A 21,515-nucleotide genomic window follows, 5' to 3' on the forward strand; every position below is an offset into this window, starting at 1 on the left:
CTCTTTATTTACTCGCAAATAGTTTTACATCAGTTTCAGAAATCTCACTTCCACCAAGAATAATTAAGCGTTCTACTACGTTTCTCAGTTCGCGTATATTTCCGGTCCAATCGTACTCTTGTAATAATTTAATGGCGTCTTTGGAAAATGATTTTGGAGCGTTTCCTTGCTCTTCAGCGATTTTTACCGCGAAATGTTCAATCAATAAAGGAATGTCATCGCGTCTGTCATTTAGCGAAGGTACTTTAATTAAAATTACCGCCAAACGATGGTATAAATCTTCTCGGAAACGACCTTCGGCAATTTCTTTTTTCAAATCTTTATTCGTTGCCGCAACGACACGCACATTGATTTTAATGTCTTTATCGGCGCCAACTCTTTGAATTAAACTTTCTTGTAACGCACGCAATACTTTGGCCTGCGCTGACAAACTCATATCACCAATTTCATCTAAGAAAATGGTTCCACCATCGGCAGCTTCGAATTTTCCGGCACGGTCTTTTACGGCGGAAGTAAACGCTCCTTTTACGTGACCAAACAATTCACTTTCGATTAATTCAGACGGAATCGCAGCACAATTGACCTCAATCATTGGCGCAGCAGCTCTTTCACTTTTTTCGTGTAATTGATGGGCAACCAATTCTTTTCCGGTTCCGTTTGGTCCTGTAATCAAAACACGAGCATCAGTCAGCGCCACTTTGTCAACCATCTGTTTGATTTGATTGATAGGTTCGCTTTCGCCGATGATTTCGTAGTTTTTAGAAACTTTTTTCTTGAGGATTTTATTTTCTACGACCAATTGTTTTTTGTCCAAAGCATTGCGGACAGTATTAAGAAGTCGATTTAAATCAGGTGGTTTTGAAATATAATCAAAAGCACCTAAACGCATCGTGTTAACAGCCGTTTCCAAATCACCGTGACCGGAAATCATCACCATTGGAATTTCGGGTTTGATTTTTTTTACGGCTTCGAGTAGTTCTTCACCGCTCATTTTAGGCATTTTGATGTCGCAAAGGACTAAATCGTAATCTTCATTTTTGATTTTTTCAAAACCTTGTTTTCCATCTTCGGCTTCTTCAACAGTATAGGTATCGCTCTCTTCTGAAAGTATTTTGATTAATACTCTTCGGATGGCGGCTTCGTCTTCGATAATTAATATCTTCGGCATTTTTGATTAATTTGATAAGAATGCAAAGTTAAGCATGTAAAGCATTTTATCACTATATAAATACAAGAATCAAGTAATTTTATTGGTTTATAAAGACATTAGTAAACTTTGAAAAACCAGGTTATCGCCTGCATTTTCCTGAGCAATGGGTTGGAATAGATACCAAAGTAGAAAATCCAACAAATAATCATCGTTTTCCGGTAACGAAATTATGTTGGTAACAACCGTTCCGCCATTGGTTTCCAAACTATAAGAAAGCAATTCCGAAGCTTCATTAATAATCACAAACTCTGCCAAAGGGTTATTTCTAATTTTGAGGTGAAGCTTAACACCTTTATATTCGATTGTCGTTTGGCTGGAAAACCATTTTTCGGAATACGCTTTTAAAACCACATTGCTCTTGTAATTCAATATCTGCAATTTGCTTTTCCAAAAACCTGAATGTTGAATGGAATAAAGTTGCCCTTCAATATTAATTATAGCAGAGCGGTTCCATTTAGAGGTTTGATACTCTAATTCGCCTATCTTCTTTTCACCAACGTAAAAAAGATACTTTTCCTCGCTTAGCTTTTTCCAATTTCTATTAGTTTCCATAACTACTTTTTTTTCAAATTAGTACATCACTTAAAAAAATAGTTACACCTTTGTTGTCCGTAAGAAAGTGATTTGGTCAAATTTTACAATTCCTTTTTATTAACTTTACTTTTTAAAAACACAACGATGTCTACAGCAAAAAAAGATTACAAAAGAATCACTACAAAGTCATTATTTGACATGAAAGCCAATGGCGAAAAAATATCGATGCTTACTGCTTATGATTTTACCATGGCGAAGATTGTCGATACTGCCGGAGTTGATGTAATCTTGGTGGGCGATTCTGCGAGTAACGTAATGGCCGGACACGAAACTACTTTGCCGATTACTTTGGACCAAATGATTTATCATGCTTCTTCGGTGGTAAGAGCCATAGAAAGAGCTTTGGTTGTGGTGGATTTGCCTTTTGGAAGTTACCAATCAGATCCAAAAGAAGCCTTGCGTTCTGCGATTAGAATCATGAAAGAAAGCGGCGGTCATGCAGTAAAATTAGAAGGTGGAAGCGAAATAAAAGAAAGTATCAAACGCATTCTAAATGCCGGAATTCCGGTAATGGGTCATTTGGGTTTGACTCCACAATCTATATACAAATTCGGAACTTATACCGTTCGCGCCAAAGAAGAAGCCGAAGCAGAAAAGCTAATTGAAGATGCTAAATTGTTAGAGAGAATAGGCTGTTTTGCGTTGGTTTTGGAAAAAATACCCGCTTCTTTAGCAGAGAAAGTAGCTAAGACGATTTCGATTCCTGTAATCGGAATTGGTGCCGGCGGCGGTGTTGACGGACAAGTATTGGTAATTCACGATATGTTGGGCATGAACAATGAATTTAGTCCTCGATTCCTTCGCCGTTATTTAAACTTATACGAGCAAATGACTTCGGCTATTGGCAATTATGTGGCTGATGTAAAGTCAAGTGATTTCCCTAATTCGAGTGAGCAATATTAATTTGGATTTTTAGATTGTTGGATTCTTAGATTATTAGAGAGATGCACAGATTTAAAGATTTGGAAATTTGGAAATTAAGCCGGCAGTTTTGTTCACATATTTATGCTACAACTGCAAATTTTCCTGATAACGAAAAATTTGGATTAACAAATCAATTAAGGAGAGCCTCGGTTTCAGTTCCTTCAAATATTGCAGAAGGTTGTTCAAGAAGCAGTAACAAAGATTTTTCTAGATTTCTTGAAATTGCAATTGGTTCAATTTATGAAATCGAAACACAATTATTGATAGCTTTTGATTTAGGTTATATCAATCAATTAGAGTTGGATAAATTAGTTAATGATTTAGACACAATCATCAAAATGATATCTAAATTTCGTTCTTCATTAAAAATCTAACAATCTATAAATCTAACAATCGATTTTGAAAATAGTTTCCACCAAAGATAATCTCCAAATTCTTCACGAAGACAATCACATCATTGTGGTTAACAAACGTGTAGGCGATATTGTTCAAGGTGATAAAACCGGTGACAAACCGCTTTCAGAAATCGTCAAAGAATATATCAAAGAAAAGTACCACAAACCCGGAGAAGTCTTTTTGGGAGTGGTTCACAGATTAGACCGACCGACGACAGGCATTATTGTTTTTGCCAGAACCAGCAAGGCTTTGACACGTTTGAATGAATTGTTTAGTAACAGAGAAACACAAAAAACATATTGGGCTGTCGTGAAAAACAAACCACCAAAAACAGAAGATAATTTAGTTCATTTTCTGAAAAGAAACGAAAAAAACAACACTTCTAAAGCGCATCTCAAAGAAGTTTCCGAAAGCAAAAAAGCGAGTTTGGATTATAAAATCATCTCCGCACTCAACAACTATTTTGCTTTAGAAATCAATCTTCACACCGGAAGACACCACCAAATCAGAGCACAATTGTCCGCAATCGGCTGTCCAATTAAAGGCGATTTAAAATATGGCTTCGATCGAAGTAATCCCGATGGTGGCATTCATCTTCATGCTCGAAAATTGGTTTTCATCCATCCGGTTACCAAAGAAACCCTTGAAATCATTGCGCCAACACCAAATGAAGTTATTTGGAATGCTTTGTAAACTAAAATAACTACTTTTACGTTTATAGTTACGTTAGGGTTATTGAAAATCCAACTGTTACAAACCTAAATCAATCTAGTATGAAGAAAATCATTTTAACCGTAAGTCTGCTTATTGGACTAAGCACTTTTGCTCAAGACCATTTTTCGGGTATCAGCACTTCTAATCGAGTTGGTATTTTAAATGCCAATATCAATCCGGCTGAATTAGCCAATTTGTCTAAAAAATTTGAAGTCAATATTTATGGCTTGAGTTTTAATGTAGCCAATAACAAAATTGCTTTTAGTGATTTTAATTCGGATACCGATTTTGAGCAACTGCTTTTTCAAGGCTCTAGCCCTGTAAATGCTCGTGTGGACGCGGAAATTCTCGGCCCCGGATTTGCTATGCGTTGGCAAAAATGGGGATTCGCCATTACTACAAAAGCGCATGCCAAATTTGATATGGTAGATATTGATCCAACCATTGGAAATGCAATTACCAATGACAATTTTATTCTAAACACAACACTTTTAGACAATCCCGGCAATCAAAGGTTAAGTGGTACTTCTTACGGAGAAGTGGGTTTGTCTGCAGCACGAACCGTTTTTGAAACTGAAAACCACCGATTCAGTGCCGGCGTTACTTTAAAAATATTATTTCCGGGATCTTATTCCAATTTTGGTTTGAGCAACCTCAACGGAACCGTTAATGAAAATGCTTCAGGTGCATATTTGACAACTAATTCGCCTGCGACTTTAAACATTGCTTATTCGGGAAATTTGGCGGAAAGTTTTACCAATTTTGATGACTACAGCAAATCCATTTTTGGAGGATTAAATGGTTTTGCCGGAGATATCGGGTTTAATTACCAATGGAAAAAAGGAAAAGACTATAAATTAAATGCTGGCTTAGCCATCAGAAACATTGGAAGCATGACTTTCAAAGAAGACAACAATTCGTCTACTAATTATGTTTTAGACATTCAACCCAATACACAAAACCCACAAGGTTTGGATTTGAGCTCATTTGAAAATGTTGATAGCCTGAGAGATGTAGAGCAAATACTTACTGACAATGGTTATTTAACGCAAACCAGCGGTCAAACTGATTTTAAAGTAAAATTACCAACGGTGCTTTCGACTTATGCTGATTTCAAGTTGGTTCCGAAAGTTTATATCACAGCTTATTTACAACAGAAAATAAATGAAGATTCGAGCAATAGCCAAATCACCGTTCCGAATATTTTCAGCATTACACCGAGAGTAAATTTAGGTTTCTTTGAAACTTATGTTCCGGTTACTTTCAATGAAATATCGGGAACTAATGTTGGCTTCGGATTCAGATTAGGCGGTTTCTATCTTGGAACAAGTTCATTAGTATCAGCCTTAATCAGCGACAGCAAACAAGGTGATATTTACACCGGATTCCGTTGGGCATTTCTATAATAAAAAATAACATTGTCTGCTAAAAAATCCTATATTAGCCTAGCTAATAGAACCTACCATGATTTTTAAGACGGATATCAATTACAGAAAACAATCGTTACTGAAATTACTAAAAGCCGTTCAGGAGCAAGAAGCCGAAATCATACAGGCTTTGTATGATGATTTCAAAAAACCGGCTTTTGAAGCAGTGGTAACCGAAACGAGCTATGTCTTAGCTGAATTAAACCATACGATTAAAAATATCAATAAATGGGCAAAACCTACTTGGGTTTTGCCTTCTTTTTTAAATTTTCCTTCTACCGATTATTTGTATAAAGAACCTTACGGCAAAGTACTCATTATTGCACCTTGGAATTATCCGTACCAACTGGCTTTAGCGCCATTAATTGCCGCCGTTGCTGCCGGAAATCAAGTCGTAGTAAAACCCTCGGAATTGACTCCGAATACTTCAAAAATCATCGCTAAAATCATCAGCAAAAGCTTTGATGAAAATCATGTGGAATGTGTTGAAGGCGGAATTAATATCGCTCAAGAATTATTGGCAAAACGCTGGGACTATATTTTCTTTACCGGAAGTGTTGCCGTTGGAAAAATGGTAGCCAAAGCTGCTGCGGAAAATCTAACGCCGGTTACTTTGGAATTAGGTGGCAAAAATCCGTGTATCATTGAGCAAAGTGCCAATTTAAAATTGACTGCCAAGCGAATCGTTTGGGGAAAATTTCTGAATGCGGGACAAACTTGCATTGCACCGGATTATCTTTTGGTTCACCAAAGTATAAAACCAAAATTGATCGATTTTCTCAAAGAAGAAATTATTTTGGCTTACGGAGAAAATCCGGAAGTATCGCCTGATTTTCCTCGCATCATCAATGAAAAAAACTGGAAGCGACAAGTTTCATTTTTAGAAAACCAAACCATTCTCTTAGGTGGAAAAGCAAACTCAAAAGATTTTTATATTGCTCCTACTTTATTGGACAATCCAAGCTTAGAAAGTTTGGTCATGAAAGAAGAAATTTTCGGACCAATACTGCCAATTTTGAGTTATGATTCTGAAGCCGATTTGGAACAAATAATAACCCAATATGAGAAACCACTTTCACTGTATGTTTTTACCAAAAATAAAACTTTTGCTCACAAAATAATTTCGAAATATTCCTTTGGTGGTGGTTGTATCAATGACACCGTAATTCACTTTGCCAACAAGCGTTTGCCCTTTGGAGGCGTTGGTCAAAGTGGCATTGGTGCCTATCACGGCAAGTTAAGTTTTACTCTTTTTTCGCATCAAAAAGCGATGGTAAAAAAAGCCAATTGGCTCGACATTCCAACAAGATATGCACCCTATAAAGGCAAAATAACGGCAATGAAAAAGTTATTAAATTGGTTTTCTTAAATTAAGATTTTAAAAAGTGAACAGAGTTTTTATTTTTGTGTATATTTAATGCGAAAGTTTCTATTTTAAATTTAAATTGTTTAATTGGTTAAACACCTACTATACATTGAATTATCTTTTTTCATTTGCCAATATCAATAGCTATATAATAATCTGTTTATTATTGATTATCTCTTTGTTGTTTTACGTAGCTATTCACAAGACTTTACAAAAAAAACTAAATCTCAGCAAGAAATACTCTGAATTTGAACCCAAGGAAGAACAATTTCGTATCTATTTTCTTTTTTTTGGTATCACTATTCCTTTAATTGAAACGATAGTTGATATTTTTGAATTAAGAGTTACACATCATGTCATCATCAATTTTACGGTTGGCGCAACGATGTTACTGTTCTATTTTCTATGCAGTCGATATGACTATTTCTACAAGCGCATCACTATCTTTTTTCCGTTGTTTTACTTTGGTTATTTTTGCTACATTGGCTACCACTTATTTTTTAAACCATTTGAATTAATCTCTTACGCCAGTTTTATCGTTGCCTTTTTTCTTTCTTATTTTGTAATCAGAAACATTCTTCAATACTGGATTTTTGTCTTAAGCATTTTTATTTTTTTACTCTTTAGTTACCAAACTGAGTTAATTGAAACCAAATTGACTGTTTTGTTGGTTTGCACCTTTCTCTCGACTGTAGCCATTCATATTTCAAGACACCTAGCGTTATTAGAAACAAAAAATAAATTTCTTTTTTCCGACATCATTGTTAACAATGGAAATTCACTGATTATAACCACTAATAAAAAAGGAGAACTCTCTTTTTGCAGCAAATCTGTAGAAACTATTTTGGGATACACTGTAGAAGAAGTTTTGGGAATGGGCTATTGGAATTTGACCGAAGATCCTGAATTTATTGGAGAAGCATATCACAAAAGTTTTGTAGATGATCGCACTTATATTCGAAAACTAAAATGCAAAAACGGAGATTATAAATTCATCCAGTGGAAAGACAAAAAATACTCTGACAATGTGGTCATTGGAATCGGTCAAGATGTTACAGAGCAAGTAAAAATCAAAGACCAATACAGAAGTTTGATCGAATCAGCAGCCGATTTAATCTATGAAATTGATTTGAATGCAATCGTAACTTATGTCAACCAATTTGCTGTCAAAACACTTATTTCAGAAAAGGAAGATATTTTGGGCAAGCATTTTTCCAAGTTTGTTCGAGCTGATTATCTTGATTATGTAACCGATTTTTACAAAGAAATACCAGAAAATCAAGAATACAATGATTTGGTTTTTCCGTTGCTAAAAAAAGACGGAGAAACGATTTGGGTTTCGCAGAAAGTGACTTTAAAAAGAAATGATTTTGGAGAAGTCATTGGCTATTCAGCCATTGCCCGAGACATTACACTGGTTAAAAATCTAGAAATTGAACATTACAATCGCAGTAAAAAAGTTAGAATTCACAATGAAACACTGAAAATATTAACCTCTCAAAGTTATTCTAACAAAGATACATTTAACGGAATTCTTAAAAACATACTGAAAGTAGCTTCAACCAATTGTTCCATAGATAGGGTTGGTTATTGGTCATATATTCCGGAAGGATTAAAGTGTGATAGTATTTATTACTTAAAAAGTGATCGCTTTGAAAAGAACTTTTTTCTAGGCAAAGAAACTTATCCAAACTATTTTGACAACATAGAAACCGGTATGCAAATTGTCGCTTCTAATGTTTATAACAACACTATTACCCAAGAACTTTGTTATGATTATATTCCAAAAAACGGCATTATGTCGTTGCTTGATACACCCATATTTATCAACGGTAAAATAATTGGAATTCTGTGTTTCGAAAAAACAGACATCGCTTTCGAATGGGACAATGAAGATATCAACTTTGCGCGCTCTATTGCCGATTTGATCGCCATTGCCATTGAGGCGCAATTGCTATTGGAATCGGATAAAAAATTGTCCTATAAGAGCGAAATCCTTACGGTAATCAGTAAAAACATTGATAAGTTCCTACTCAACAAAGATACTGATGAAACCCTGAAAGGCATCGTCAATGAAATTGGAAACGTGCTAAAAGTAGATAAGATATCCTTTTTCGCAAAAAATGTAAAAGAAGATAATTATTACCAAAGATTGCGTTGGATTGCTGCTGAAAAAGGCTTTACAGAACCTAATCCACAACTACAAAATATCAGTCCGGGATTGCTTTCATATGTACAAAATTTTTTAATTGACGATTATTACTATGCTGCAATCGTCAAAAAAATAAAAGACGACACAACCAAAAGTTTCTTAGAAGCTCTAAACATCAAATCAGTTTTATTCCTTCCTATTTTTGTAAAAAATGAAATGCATGGGTTTCTAGTTTTCGATGACTCCACTTTAGAAAGAGTATGGTCTATAGACGAAATAACAATCTTGCAATCATTGGCTAATAACATTTCTTCCGCTTTTGAAAGAAACATTAACGAAGACATTATTAAAGAAAGTGAAGAGAAATTCAGGCTTTTAGCCAATAACATTCCGGGAACGGTTCATCTCTCTAAATATGATGAAAAATGGTCTAAAATTTATCTCAATGACGAAATAGAAAAACTGACCGGTTATCCTAAAGAAGACTTCCTGCTCAATAAAATATTCTATATAGATTTAGTACATCCGGATGACATTAATATTGTTAAAGATAAAGCTGATGAATTGTTTAAAAACAAACAAAAAATTCATTTAATCTACCGAATAGTCAATAAATCAGGACAATCAATTTGGGTTGAAGAATTTGGTGAACCCATCTTCAAAGACAATGAAATCGTATACATTGTTGGAATTTTTATCGACATCACCACCAGAATGGAAGCTGAAGAAGCCATTAAAGCTAAAAATTATGCCGAAGCCGCCAATAGAGCCAAATCGGAATTTTTAGCCAATATGAGTCATGAAATCAGAACACCTTTGAACGGAATCATAGGTTTTACAGAATTGTTGATGAATACCAATTTGGAAAATATCCAGAAAAAATACATGGATACCATCAACCAATCGGCCAATTCCTTAATGGAAGTAATTAATAACATCCTTGATTTCTCTAAAATAGAATCGGGTAAATTGGAACTCACAGTCGACAAAATAAATATCACCGAATTGCTGAACCAAGTAGTCGATTTGATTCAGTATGAAGCCAATCTCAAGAATCTGAAACTCAATTTAATTGTTGGAAAAGAAGTTCCAAAATACATTTGGGTAGATTACATTCGCCTGAAACAAATCTTAATTAACTTGTTGAGTAATGCTGTGAAATTTACCGAAAAAGGCAGTATTGACTTATCAATTTCAACATTCAAATTAATTGACGAAGACAGCGTTCAATTACAATTTTCAGTAAAAGACACCGGAATTGGTATCAAAAAAAGCAACCAATTAAAAATATTTGAGGCATTCTCACAAGAAGACAATTCTACTTCTAAAAGGTTTGGCGGAACCGGTTTAGGACTTTCCATTTCAAACCAACTTTTAAGTTTGATGAATAGCAAACTGGAGTTAAGCAGCGAACCTAATAAAGGAAGTGAGTTTAGTTTTATATTAGACGTAACCTATTCAAATTTGTCTACAGAAAACAATAAATCAATTGATAATTCGGCTAAACCAAATCATCCTTCAAAAGTTATCACTACAGCGGACAAAGTTGTTTTTATAGTAGAAGACAACAAAATCAACATGCTTTTGGCTAAAACACTAGTCAAACAAATTTTGCCCAATGCCCAAATTATCGAACTCGCAAATGGTAAAGAAGCGGTTGATAAAGTACAAACTTTAGTCCCCGATTTAATTTTGATGGATATTCAAATGCCAATAATGAATGGCTATGAATCGACTGTGGCCATAAGACAATTGCCAAACGCAGAAAATATTCCAATCATAGCGTTAACCGCAGGAACAGTTATTGGTGAAAAAGAAAAATGTCTTGAAAACGGCATGAACGATTACATTCCAAAACCAATAGACAAAGAACTTTTAGAAAGAATTATTAAAGATTTAATGAAGTTAAACTAAAATCACAAATATCATGAAATGGCAAAAAAAAGAGAGCGGCAATTTTGAAGACCGAAGAGGTATGTCAGGTGGCGGAAAAGCACTTTTAGGTGGTGGCGTTATAGGAATTATAGTTTTGTTACTTAACATGTTTGGCGGCGAAACCGGACAAACGATAGGCAATATAATAGAACAAACCCAAGGAACACAAACGCAGACAGAAGGGACAAAAACCCGAGAATTATCAGCAGAAGAAAAAGAACTTGGTGAATTTTCAAAGGCGTGTTTTGTGTACAACAATGAAACTTGGTCCAAAATCTTCCAAGAAAATAATATGGACTTTGAAGAACCGGGAATGGTTATATTTGATGATGGTGTAAACACTGCTTGCGGTAGTGCCACATCAGCTTCTGGACCTTTTTATTGTCCCGGAGACAAAAAAATCTATATGGATTTGCGTTTCTTTGAAGAACTAAAAACCCGATTTGGAGCAGAAGGAGGCGATTTTGCCATTGCTTATGTGATTGCTCATGAAATGGGACATCATTTACAAACCATCATGGGAACTTCAGGAAAAGTGAGACAATTGCAACAAAATAAAAGCGAAACCGAAGCCAATAAATTATCCGTTTGCCTAGAATTACAAGCCGATTTTTATGCAGGCGTTTGGGCACATTACAATAAAAACCTTTTAGAAGAAGGCGATATTGAAGAAGCTTTGAGTGCAGCTCATGCCGTTGGTGACGATGCTATTCAAAGCAAAATGCAAGGTCAAGTCAAACCTGATAGTTTCACTCACGGAACGTCTGAACAACGCATGTATTGGTTCAAAAAAGGCTATAGTTCAGGCAACATTAAACAAGGCGATACGTTCTCAGCACTTTTGGATTAAAAAAATCAGTTATTTTTAGCAAAAATCACAATTCAAAAATTTAAAGTCCTCTTTTTTGAATTAATCATAAATCGTGTTTGATACCCTAATTTTAAAGACAATTTCAATTCATTTTGAAGTTGTCTTTTTTAATTTTACAGATCAAAAATCGAAAATAAATGAAAGCAGGCATAGACAGTATCGCATTTGATATTCCGCAAATATACCTTCCAATAACCACTTTAGCCGAAAACAGAAACATTGAAGCCGACAAGCTTGTTAAAGGTTTGGGGTTGCACAAAATGAGTTTCCTCGATATTCATCAGGATGTGGTAACCATGGCGTCAAATGCGGCTTTAAAGCTTATTCGACAAGAGGATTTGAGTCCAAAAGAAATCAACCGAATTTACGTTGGAACCGAAAGCGGCATCGATAGTTCAAAACCGGTAGCTTCTTATGTTTTGTCAAATTTAGAAAATGTCTTAGGCGAAGACAGTTTCCGAAATTGCGATGTAGTCGATTTGACTTTTGCTTGTATCGGCGCAATTGATGCGTTGCAAAATTGCCTCGATTACGTTCGGTTAAATCCAACCAAAAAAGCGATGGTAATTGCCTCTGACAATGCCAAATACGACTTAAATTCGACCGGAGAATACACTCAAGGCGCTGGTGCAATTGCGATGTTAATCACTTCTGAACCGAGAATTTTAAGTTTTTCAAATGAAGTTGGCGTTTCAACCCAAGGCGTATTCGATTTCTTTAAACCCAGACGAACGGTCAGCAAAGAAGCTTTGCAATTAGACCATAATCCGGAATGGCATGGTGTCTTAGAAAGTGAAATCGCCATTTATAAAGAGCAACCAGTTTTCGACGGACAATATTCCAATCAATGTTATATCAACAGAATTTCGGAAGCCTACGACCATTACAAATCCGAAAGCCACCAAAGTGGAAAAATCTATGAAAACTGGGCAAACATTTTAATGCATCTTCCCTATTGTTTTCAAGGTCGAAGAACTTTTATCGAAATTTTTGCTAATGAAAATCCGGAATTATTAGAAGCTCAAATCGGAGAAACGACTAAAGATAAAATCAAAGCTTTAGCCAAAAGCGCAGAATATTTAGCTTTAGTCAATGAAAAGATTTTGCCTTCCGAAATTGCCTCGGGTCAAATTGGTAATATTTACACCGGTTCTATTTTCTTAGGATTGTTGTCTACGTTGTGTTATCATTTCCAACAAAAATCAGATTTGTCCAATCAAAAATTCGGGTTCATTGCTTACGGAAGTGGTTCTAAATCAAAAGTTTTTGAAGCGGAAGTTTCCCCTGAATGGCAATCGGCAATTGAAAAAGTAAAACTCTTCGAAACTTTGGAACAATGCACAGCGATTGATTTTATAACTTATGAAAAACTCCACAAAAAGGAATTAAAACATTCGATTTTAGCTCCTACAACTGAATTTTATTTGGATTCGATTGAGAAAGAAAATCCGGTTTTGGTTGGCGCTAGGCATTATAAATATACTTAAAATAATTTTTAAGAATTAGTTATTCCTAATCATCTAATCTAAATTCAATCAAAAAACAATTGATATTAACATTATCCAATTTATAATCAACTGCGATTGCTGTTGCTTCAAATTTGTATTTAATATCATCATAAACTTGATTGTTTTCTTTCGTTATTTTACTTATTTCATTTACTAATTGATATTTAGTTGAAACATAAACTTCATTAGCTTGTGATTCAGTTATATTTCTAAATGGAATTAAATAAGTTTTTAAAGCGAAATATCTATCAAATGTATCAATTGCTTGCTTTGCTTCTTGATCAAAATAATGGATAATGTATTTGTGGTCAGGAAATAATAACTCTAATTTTTTCATATTCTTTGTTTTTAAAAAGTGTATGTAACAATTATAGTAATTGAGACTGGGTTTTAATTTAATTTTAATTTAAGTTATTAACAATTAGCAAAAAAGATTTAAAAAAACATGCTTATACTCAACACTGAGGCTGAAAACTAAATCATCCCAACCAACCTTCTCTATCCAAACTCCTATACTGAATCGCTTCCGCAATATGATTGGAACTCACCGTTTCGGCTTCTTCTAAATCGGCTATAGTTCGCGCTACTTTTAGGATTCTGTCATAGGCTCTGGCGGAAAAATTTAATCTTTCCATCGCAGTTTTCAAAAGCTGTAACGAAACGGCATCCAAAGCACACCAAGTTCTAATTTGCTTCGTGGTCATTTGCGCATTGTAATGAATGTTGTCCAATGCGACAAAACGTTGTGATTGAATTTCTCTGGCTTTCGTCACCCTTTCTCTAATCAATACGCTGCTTTCTGCCGGACGGGTTTCGGTTAGTTTTTCAAAAGGCACCGGTGTGACTTCAATGTGAATGTCAATTCTATCTAACAATGGTCCGGAAATCTTGCTTAAATACCGTTGCATTTCCGCTGGTGACGAACTAACAGGCGCATCGGGATCGTTGAAATAACCACCCGGACTCGGATTCATACTCGCTACCAACATAAATGATGATGGATAAGTAATCGTAAATTTGGCTCTCGAAATCGTCACTTCACGGTCTTCTAAAGGTTGGCGCATCACTTCTAAAACTTCTCGTTTGAATTCCGGCAATTCATCCAAAAATAAAACACCATTGTGCGCTAAGGAAATTTCGCCCGGTTGCGGGTAACTGCCGCCGCCAACAAGAGAAACACTCGAAGCTGTGTGATGCGGACTTCGGAAAGGTCTTTGGTTCATCAATCCGGCGTCTTTTATTTTACCGGCAACGCTGTGGATTTTAGTAGTTTCCAAAGCTTCTTTTACGGTCATTGGCGGTAAAATACTGGGCAATCTTTTGGCCAACATCGTTTTCCCGGAACCAGGTGGACCAATCAAAATAATGTTATGACCACCGGCTGCCGCAATTTCCATACACCGTTTGATGCTTTCTTGCCCTTTCACATCAGAAAAATCAAATTCCGGGAAATCTAAGGTTTTGTTGAATTCGTCATGTGTATTAATAATTGTCGGCTCAATCGTTCCTTTGCCTTCAAAAAAATCAATGACTTGCAATACATTTTCCACTCCGTAAACATCTAAACCCGTAACGATTGCCGCTTCTTTTACATTTTGTATCGGCAGAAAAAAACCTTTAAATCCTTCTTCTTTGGCTTTAATTGCAATAGACAAAGCGCCTTTTATCGGTTGTAAACCGCCATCAAGTGACAATTCACCCATAATGACGTATTGATCAACTTCATCTGCTTTGATTTGGTTGGTCGCTGCCAAAATACCGATGGCCAAAGTCAAGTCGTATGCCGAACCTTCTTTACGCAAATCGGCTGGCGCCATATTGATAATGATTTTCTTTACCGGTAAACTATAACCGTTGTTTTTTAGCGCAGCGGCAATGCGATAACTGCTTTCTTTGATAGCGTTATCAGGCAAACCAACCAAATGATAACCAACACCTTTATCAATATTGACTTCCACCGTTATAGTGGTTGCTTCAACACCAAAGACGGCACTTCCAAAGACTTTTACCAACATATCTTACTATTTATTAAATAAAAATAATAAAATAGTTACAAAAAATGATTTAAAAGTAAGATTATTTTCAATAGAAATGTGTTACTGCAAATTATCACTCATCAATTCGCTCTTATTTTTAGCGTATTGATAGCCTTTATGCCACCAGTCTTTCATCTTGTCTTTGTTAAATATCAAAGCGTTGTCCGTGAGTTGTGTTGGTGTATAGTATAAATTGAGTTTGGCCTCTTTATTTTTGGCCGCCAGTTTTCCAATGGTAATGTCGTGCTTTTCTACTTGTGTCAAAAGCGTTTGAAACAAATCAATCATCAAGGAAAAAGGATTTCTGCCAATTTTTTTGGTACGAACTTGGACTTCGGTCTCTAAGATTACAACATCGACTTCAGTGGCACCGCGGTTAATAGCTTCCCGAATCGGAACCAAACTCGAAAAACCGCCATCGCCATATTCATATCCGTTTTTGGTCACCAAGCTCATGAACGGAATATAATTACACGAAATCCAAATCCATTCACAAAACTCATCGTAATCGTAATCCTTAATCGATTTGTATTCGACTTCATTTTTGGAAAGATTAGTTACCGTAACCACTACTTCGCAAGCCGTTGATTTGAGCAACACAAACTCTTCTCTGGTGAAATTTTCTTTAATGTATTCCAAAAGTTTATGGCTTTCACCAAAAGTTCTTCTGCCTTTTAAAAACTGTTTCAAAACGTTCCAGTGATTAATGGAAACGGTTTCATTAGGCGTATTTTTGTTTTTGACCACAAACGGACTGATGTCAAAAATACTGCGCATATTGACATTAGAATAGATATTGTAAATCTTATCGACTTCACCTAAAGCCAAATGCGGAATCAACAAACTTCCGGTCGAACTACCGATAAGAATATCATATTCACAACCGTTTTCCTGCATTAAATATTGCGCAACGCCGCCTGCAAATGCACCTTTACTTCCGCCACCCGAAATCACTAAGGCTCTCATGGTTTTTCGTTTAACAGTTTTTGCAATTGGCTTTTATCGGTTTCGGGTAATGTTGGCAATAACGACTCAAACAATCCACGAATAGTTTCATCTTTCATTAACTGCCGAATCTTATCACGTCCAAACTTGCTGAACTGCCATTTGTGATGCGTTGTCGCATTGACCAAGCTTTTTAAAACTGCTGTATCTTTAATATTTATGGACAACATATTGCTGATAGCATTTTGGCGTACTGAACTTTCATATTTAGCCGAAGTATAATCGACTAATTCATTATAATAACTTGTTTTTTCAGCACTTTCTTTTTCATCAGATAGAATCGAGAATGTCAAAAACAGTATTCGCAAACTCTTGTCGTTTCCGCCTATCCAGTTTTGGGCTTTCGCCAAATAAGTTACTCGACTTTCCGGAAAATTTTTCCATAAATTCATAAAAGCAATTTCTTTGGTTTCATAAGAAGCATCGTCTAATAATAACTCGTATTGCAATTTAAACGCTATAGGAATTTCAGTAGTAAATTCTGCCACAGCTTGGCGAACTTTAACATTATTAGTTTGCATAGCCAAAGTCAAAAACGCTGCTTTATCTTCAAATGAAACGGCTGCTAATTGGTACAAAATCTCCGTTTTCACCGGATAAAAAACATCGGTTTCTAATAACGTCGAGAATTTTTGTCTGTTTTCTGCCAAAGATTTTTTACGCAATTGTTGGGTTTCAAAAAGCGTTCGCATAAAAGCATTTTTCCTCAACAATACATTGGCTTCATCGGTTTGAAAATGATAATCTTCCAGCCAAACTTTTTTGAACTCTTCTGTGTCAAATGCCGGAGCTGCTTTCTTTATTTCGGCTAAGAAATCATCCGTTTCTACATTTTTAAATTGGTGCTTTTTCAAATAGGTTTTCACTGCTTTTTGAAACAACTTCGGACCGATAGCTTCGCGAATAACATGCAAAGCCCAAGCGCCTTTTTGGTAAAATGACAACGAACTTGCTTTCTCATTCATCACCGGAATCGTATCGGTTTTAGCAGCATTTTTCAATTGCAAGGAAGTTCGATACAATTGATGGTAAAAATAATCATCGCCAAAAACTTCGCGTTCTGCCAACAAAGCATAATAAGTCGCAAAACCTTCTTGCAACCAATGGTCTTTCCCTGATTTTGCCGTAACCAAATCGCCAAACCACTGGTGTGCCAACTCATGTGCGTTGACATTCACATAATTTCTATCGTTGAAACCAATATCATCTACGACGAAATCTTGCGCAAAAATGGTACAACTTGTATTCTCCATTCCCGCGTAAAGAAAATCTTCTACCGGGATTTGCTTGTAGATTTGCCAAGGATATTTAAAACCAATTTCTTTCTCCAAATAATCAAACATTTTCTTCGAATGGCGATAAGTTGACTCAAACTTGGCTGTGTCTTTCGGCTGGATAAAAAACTGCAACGGAATACCCGATTTGGAAGCAATGACTTTATTTCTGAAATCACCGATGACCATTGCCAATAAATAGGAACTCATTGGTTTTTGCATTTCGTAAAGCCATATTTTTTTGTCTTTATCCGGAAAAGTTTCCTTTAAAATGCCATTCACCAATACATTATAATTCTCATCATAGGTAACATTCAAATTAAAAACCAATTTCTCATTAACATCATCAAAACTCGGCAACCAATGACTGGTATATTTGCCTTGTCCTTGTGTCCAAATTTGGTTGCTTCCGACATTAAAATACATGGTTTGCTTGGGAAAAGCTTGGTAAACAAATTTAAGTTTGTTTTTGCCTTTTACAAAACCTTCGAACAGCACTAACTCTTTGTTGTTATTTTTAAATTTTACTGATTTTCCATTAATTTCAACTGTGCTAAAAGTCATATTCACAGCATCAATTCTAATCGAATCAATAGCCGAAATCACTTTGAATTCATAGGTAACAACGCCATCCACTTTTTTAGTTTCCATTTCCGGATATACGGAAGCATTGCATTTGATAAAATCCACTTTTGGGGTTTGTTGGGCAAAAGAAATAAAGGAAAAGAGAAAGAAAAAGTATTTCATAGCGATAGGGTTTCGATTTGAACTAGGTTAATTTATCTTTCCATTTTAAGATGGGTTTTTCAATGATAACCCAAGACAAATAGCTGATAAAAATAACAAAAGCAGTTTGAATAAAAAATTCTAAATAAGAAAAATTACCCAAAGTTGAAGGCGTTTTCACGTCTAATCGATTCAATACAACAATCCAATATCTTGGTACTATATTGTGATATAAATATACTCCATAACTGATTAAACCAATAAAACTTAACATTTTGTTTTCAAGAATTTTAGTAACTAAAAAACTATCTTGATGGTAACGACAATAGGCAATAATAGCCACCGCAATACAAGACACCAAAAAACGGTCAAAAAATATTGAGAACTCGTAAACAAAATAGTGCACAAAAATAAAAATCACCGAAACAACAGCGAGCACCGATACTATTTTAATAAAAACCGATTTCCATTGTGGTTTAATGACTTCTACGTAAGCCAATAAGGCGCCAATTCCAAAAGCATTAATACACGAAACGGTCAACACATAAGTAATTCCATCCATAAATAACGGAGCCAAAGTTCCAACCAAAATGGCTGTCAATAAAAGTCCTAAAATTCTATTTCTGAAAAACACCAATACCAAAAAGGGCCAAACCAAATAAAACTGTTCTTCAACAGCCAGTGACCATAAATGCGCCAAACAGCCAAACCATCTGCCTTCATTATAAATAAGATAATTGCTGGCATAAAAGAAATACCAAGCAAAATTATCCCGAAAACTATTGCCGATAATCCCATCTGTGAAATACATTAAAAACAGCACTATATAATAGATTGGAAATATTCTTAGACTACGCCTTATCACAAAACTCTTAATAAGTTGGTAGCTTGTTGCCGTTTTCGCTTTAATTTTTAACACCCCTTCAAATAAAATCCTAGAAATCAAGTATCCACTTAAAACAAAAAAAATATTAACCCCAAAAGGGCCAACAGGTATCATTTTCATAAAATGACCCTCAGGAAATCTATGCCAAATAATTACCATAAGAACAGCTATTGCCCTAATACCATTTAATCCGGAGATGTATTTAGTCATAAAAATAGTAAGTCAGAAAAAAAATAAATATAGAATTTCAAATCAATATAAAATGAAATTTAAGCTAAAAAAATAAACTATATTCGCATGTACATACTTTTTAAGTGTCTTCATAGTATTTCATGAATAATCTTCTGCAAACTCCCATCGAATACCTCAAAGGCGTTGGTCCGCAACGCGGAGAATTGTTGCGCAAGGAAATTGGCATTCACCGCTATGAAGATTTACTTAATTTTTACCCGAATCGTTACATTGACAGAACTCGTTATTACAAGATTAACGAACTGAATAACAATCCGGCTGAAGTACAAATTATTGGCAAAATCATCAATATTAAAACCGTCGAATTTGGCAAAGCCAAAAAAAGATTAGTCGCTTCTTTCGTAGACGAAACCGGTCAAATGGAACTCAACTGGTTCCAAGGTCACAAATGGATTCGCGATACGTTAAAGCTCAATACACCTTATGTTATTTTTGGAAAAGTAACCAATTTCAACGGTCAATACAGCATGGCGCATCCGGAAATGGAACTGCTAAACGAACACGAACAAAGTTTACGTTCGGCGATGCAACCGGTTTATCCATCAACCGAAACTTTAACCAATCGCGGCATTTCCAATCGTGTGGTGAATAAAATGATGCAACAAGTTTTTTTGGAAACCCAAGCTCAATTTTCAGAAACGCTACCTCAATATTTAATCGAGGAACTAAAGTTGATTCCAAAAAACGCAGCGTTATTCAACATTCATTTCCCTAAAAGCCCCGAACTTTTGGCGAAAGCGCAATTCCGATTAAAATTTGAAGAATTGTTTTTTATCCAATTGCAATTGATTACCAAAAACCTGGTTCGCAAGCATAAGATTAAAGGGCATCCGTTTACGATTGTTGGTGACAATTTCAATAATTTCTACCAAAACCATTTGCCGTTTGAGTTGACGAATGCGCAGAAAAAAGTGCTTAAAGAAATTCGAAACGACATGGGCACAAATGCTCAAATGAACCGATTATTACAAGGCGATGTTGGTTCGGGAAAAACGATTGTTGCTTTAATGGCGATGTTGATTGCGTTGGATAATGGTTTCCAAAGTTGCTTGATGGCGCCAACGGAAATTTTGGCCAACCAACATTACAACGGCTTAACCGAATTGGCTAAAGATCTTAACATCAATATCAAAATACTCACCGGTTCAACCAAAACTGCGGAACGGAAAATCATTCACGAAGCGTTGGAAAATGGTAGTCTTCATATACTTATTGGAACTCACGCTTTACTCGAAGACAAAGTAAAATTTAATAATTTGGGTTTGGCGATTATTGACGAGCAACATCGTTTTGGAGTAGAACAACGTTCCAAACTTTGGCAAAAAAACGACATTCCACCACATGTTTTGGTGATGACTGCTACGCCTATTCCGAGAACACTGGCGATGAGTTTGTATGGCGATTTGGATATTTCTGTCATCGACGAATTGCCACCGGGAAGAAAACCAATCCAAACCGTACATCGATATGACAGCAACCGTTTGAAAGTGTGGAAGTTTATTAAAGACGAAATTGCAAAAGGCCGCCAAATCTACATCGTTTATCCTTTGATTAAAGAAAGTGAAACAATGGATTACAAAGATTTGATGGATGGCTACGAAAGTATTTCGAGAGATTTTCCTTTACCACAATACAGTATTTCCATCGTTCACGGCAAAATGAAACCTGCTGATAAAGATGCCGAAATGAAACGCTTCGCAGAAGGCAAAACCAATATTATGGTGGCGACTACTGTGATTGAAGTTGGGGTCAATATTCCGAATGCCAGTGTCATGATTATTGAAAGCGCCGAACGTTTTGGCTTGTCACAATTACATCAGCTTCGCGGTCGCGTTGGTCGTGGTGCCGAACAAAGTTATTGCATTTTAATGACTTCTTTCAAATTGTCGAGCGATAGTAAAATTCGCTTAGAGACTATGGTAAAAACCAACGATGGTTTTGAAATTGCCGAAGTCGATTTAAAACTCCGCGGTCCGGGCGATATTATGGGCAAACAACAAAGTGGTGTGTTGAATTTGCAAATTGCCGATTTGGTCAAAGACAAAGACATTTTGCTTTTGGCACGACACGAAGCCTTAAAACTTCTGAAAAAAGATGCTTCAATGACTTTACCCGAACACCAAAGTCTTCGAGCGGTCTTTATTGAACTCACAAAAAAGAAAAATATATGGAATTACATCAGTTAATCCATATTTGTACCTACAAGTGTTAAATAAAAACTAAGTGTACCGCCGTTTTC

At 35.6% G+C, this 21,515-nt stretch carries 16 protein-coding genes; 9 read left to right on the forward strand and 7 right to left on the reverse strand.

All coding sequences use genetic code 11. The features are described 5' to 3' along the window. Positions 1 to 4: 4 nt before the first annotated feature. Positions 5 to 1,168: a sigma-54-dependent transcriptional regulator gene (locus tag B3C16_RS10690; RefSeq protein ID WP_121313141.1), complete on the reverse strand. Its 1,164-nt coding sequence runs from the start codon at positions 1,166 to 1,168 to the stop codon at positions 5 to 7. An 87-nt stretch (positions 1,169 to 1,255) separates the two neighbouring features. Continuing rightward, positions 1,256 to 1,762 (reverse strand): hypothetical protein, encoded by a 507-nt coding sequence (locus B3C16_RS10695; RefSeq protein ID WP_291131505.1) that lies wholly within the window; start codon positions 1,760 to 1,762, stop codon positions 1,256 to 1,258. 126 nt (positions 1,763 to 1,888) lie between these two features. On the opposite strand from B3C16_RS10695, the gene panB reads away from it, so the two are divergent. The 8 genes from panB (at position 1,889) to B3C16_RS10735 (ending at position 13,076) form a co-directional block, all read left to right on the forward strand. After that, complete coding sequence (gene panB / locus B3C16_RS10700; protein WP_121315012.1) at positions 1,889 to 2,707, forward strand: 3-methyl-2-oxobutanoate hydroxymethyltransferase; 819 nt, start codon at positions 1,889 to 1,891, stop codon at positions 2,705 to 2,707. Between the two features lie 41 nt (positions 2,708 to 2,748). Beyond that, positions 2,749 to 3,102, forward strand: a complete 354-nt coding sequence (locus tag B3C16_RS10705) for a four helix bundle protein (RefSeq protein ID WP_291131508.1) — start codon at positions 2,749 to 2,751, stop codon at positions 3,100 to 3,102. Positions 3,103 to 3,127: 25 nt separating this feature from the next. Then, positions 3,128 to 3,817 carry an RluA family pseudouridine synthase gene (locus B3C16_RS10710; RefSeq protein ID WP_291131510.1) on the forward strand — a complete coding sequence of 230 codons (690 nt, stop codon included), beginning with the start codon at positions 3,128 to 3,130 and terminating at the stop codon, positions 3,815 to 3,817. Between the two features lie 80 nt (positions 3,818 to 3,897). Continuing rightward, positions 3,898 to 5,244, forward strand: a complete 1,347-nt coding sequence (locus B3C16_RS10715) for a hypothetical protein (protein WP_291131512.1) — start codon at positions 3,898 to 3,900, stop codon at positions 5,242 to 5,244. 58 nt (positions 5,245 to 5,302) lie between these two features. Further along, complete coding sequence (locus tag B3C16_RS10720; RefSeq protein WP_291131514.1) at positions 5,303 to 6,634, forward strand: aldehyde dehydrogenase; 1,332 nt, start codon at positions 5,303 to 5,305, stop codon at positions 6,632 to 6,634. Positions 6,635 to 6,740: 106 nt separating this feature from the next. After that, positions 6,741 to 10,697: a PAS domain S-box protein gene (locus B3C16_RS10725; RefSeq protein WP_291131516.1), complete on the forward strand. Its 3,957-nt coding sequence runs from the start codon at positions 6,741 to 6,743 to the stop codon at positions 10,695 to 10,697. 13 nt (positions 10,698 to 10,710) lie between these two features. After that, positions 10,711 to 11,568 (forward strand): KPN_02809 family neutral zinc metallopeptidase, encoded by an 858-nt coding sequence (gene ypfJ / locus B3C16_RS10730; RefSeq protein ID WP_291131518.1) that lies wholly within the window; start codon positions 10,711 to 10,713, stop codon positions 11,566 to 11,568. Between the two features lie 158 nt (positions 11,569 to 11,726). Beyond that, complete coding sequence (locus B3C16_RS10735; protein ID WP_291131520.1) at positions 11,727 to 13,076, forward strand: hydroxymethylglutaryl-CoA synthase family protein; 1,350 nt, start codon at positions 11,727 to 11,729, stop codon at positions 13,074 to 13,076. Between the two features lie 25 nt (positions 13,077 to 13,101). Here B3C16_RS10735 and B3C16_RS10740 read toward each other — a convergent pair whose 3' ends face one another. The 5 genes from B3C16_RS10740 to B3C16_RS10760 form a co-directional block, all read right to left on the reverse strand. After that, positions 13,102 to 13,434 carry a hypothetical protein gene (locus B3C16_RS10740; protein ID WP_291131521.1) on the reverse strand — a complete coding sequence of 111 codons (333 nt, stop codon included), beginning with the start codon at positions 13,432 to 13,434 and terminating at the stop codon, positions 13,102 to 13,104. 142 nt (positions 13,435 to 13,576) lie between these two features. Then, positions 13,577 to 15,112 (reverse strand): YifB family Mg chelatase-like AAA ATPase, encoded by a 1,536-nt coding sequence (locus B3C16_RS10745; RefSeq protein WP_291131523.1) that lies wholly within the window; start codon positions 15,110 to 15,112, stop codon positions 13,577 to 13,579. An 81-nt stretch (positions 15,113 to 15,193) separates the two neighbouring features. Beyond that, positions 15,194 to 16,099, reverse strand: coding sequence for a patatin-like phospholipase family protein (locus B3C16_RS10750; RefSeq protein ID WP_291131525.1), 906 nt, complete (start codon positions 16,097 to 16,099; stop codon positions 15,194 to 15,196). After that, positions 16,096 to 18,159, reverse strand: coding sequence for a M1 family metallopeptidase (locus B3C16_RS10755; RefSeq protein WP_291131527.1), 2,064 nt, complete (start codon positions 18,157 to 18,159; stop codon positions 16,096 to 16,098). Before B3C16_RS10755 ends, B3C16_RS10750 begins: the two co-directional genes overlap by 4 nt. A 22-nt stretch (positions 18,160 to 18,181) precedes the next feature. Beyond that, positions 18,182 to 19,234 carry an acyltransferase family protein gene (locus tag B3C16_RS10760; protein ID WP_121313129.1) on the reverse strand — a complete coding sequence of 351 codons (1,053 nt, stop codon included), beginning with the start codon at positions 19,232 to 19,234 and terminating at the stop codon, positions 18,182 to 18,184. Between the two features lie 122 nt (positions 19,235 to 19,356). Between B3C16_RS10760 and recG the strand changes: the two genes are divergently transcribed. Further along, positions 19,357 to 21,462: an ATP-dependent DNA helicase RecG gene (gene recG / locus B3C16_RS10765; protein WP_121313128.1), complete on the forward strand. Its 2,106-nt coding sequence runs from the start codon at positions 19,357 to 19,359 to the stop codon at positions 21,460 to 21,462. The last annotated feature ends 53 nt before the right edge of the window (positions 21,463 to 21,515 follow it).

The sequence above is a fragment of the Flavobacterium sp. UBA7682 genome, from assembly GCF_002482945.1.
Lineage (GTDB): Bacteria > Bacteroidota > Bacteroidia > Flavobacteriales > Flavobacteriaceae > Flavobacterium.

Bases quoted from the DNA above. Each gene is read 5' to 3' on its own strand.
- B3C16_RS10705 (WP_291131508.1), top strand. From the start codon at position 2,749: ATGCACAGATTTAAAGATTTGGAAATTTGGAAATTAAGCCGGCAGTTT.
- B3C16_RS10740 (WP_291131521.1), bottom strand. From the start codon at position 13,434: ATGAAAAAATTAGAGTTATTATTTCCTGACCACAAATACATTATCCAT.
- ypfJ (WP_291131518.1), top strand. From the start codon at position 10,711: ATGAAATGGCAAAAAAAAGAGAGCGGCAATTTTGAAGACCGAAGAGGT.
- B3C16_RS10755 (WP_291131527.1), bottom strand. From the start codon at position 18,159: ATGAAATACTTTTTCTTTCTCTTTTCCTTTATTTCTTTTGCCCAACAA.
- B3C16_RS10745 (WP_291131523.1), bottom strand. From the start codon at position 15,112: ATGTTGGTAAAAGTCTTTGGAAGTGCCGTCTTTGGTGTTGAAGCAACC.
- panB (WP_121315012.1), top strand. From the start codon at position 1,889: ATGTCTACAGCAAAAAAAGATTACAAAAGAATCACTACAAAGTCATTA.
- B3C16_RS10690 (WP_121313141.1), bottom strand. From the start codon at position 1,168: ATGCCGAAGATATTAATTATCGAAGACGAAGCCGCCATCCGAAGAGTA.
- B3C16_RS10720 (WP_291131514.1), top strand. From the start codon at position 5,303: ATGATTTTTAAGACGGATATCAATTACAGAAAACAATCGTTACTGAAA.
- B3C16_RS10735 (WP_291131520.1), top strand. From the start codon at position 11,727: ATGAAAGCAGGCATAGACAGTATCGCATTTGATATTCCGCAAATATAC.
- recG (WP_121313128.1), top strand. From the start codon at position 19,357: ATGAATAATCTTCTGCAAACTCCCATCGAATACCTCAAAGGCGTTGGT.
- B3C16_RS10695 (WP_291131505.1), bottom strand. From the start codon at position 1,762: ATGGAAACTAATAGAAATTGGAAAAAGCTAAGCGAGGAAAAGTATCTT.
- B3C16_RS10760 (WP_121313129.1), bottom strand. From the start codon at position 19,234: ATGACTAAATACATCTCCGGATTAAATGGTATTAGGGCAATAGCTGTT.
- B3C16_RS10715 (WP_291131512.1), top strand. From the start codon at position 3,898: ATGAAGAAAATCATTTTAACCGTAAGTCTGCTTATTGGACTAAGCACT.
- B3C16_RS10750 (WP_291131525.1), bottom strand. From the start codon at position 16,099: ATGAGAGCCTTAGTGATTTCGGGTGGCGGAAGTAAAGGTGCATTTGCA.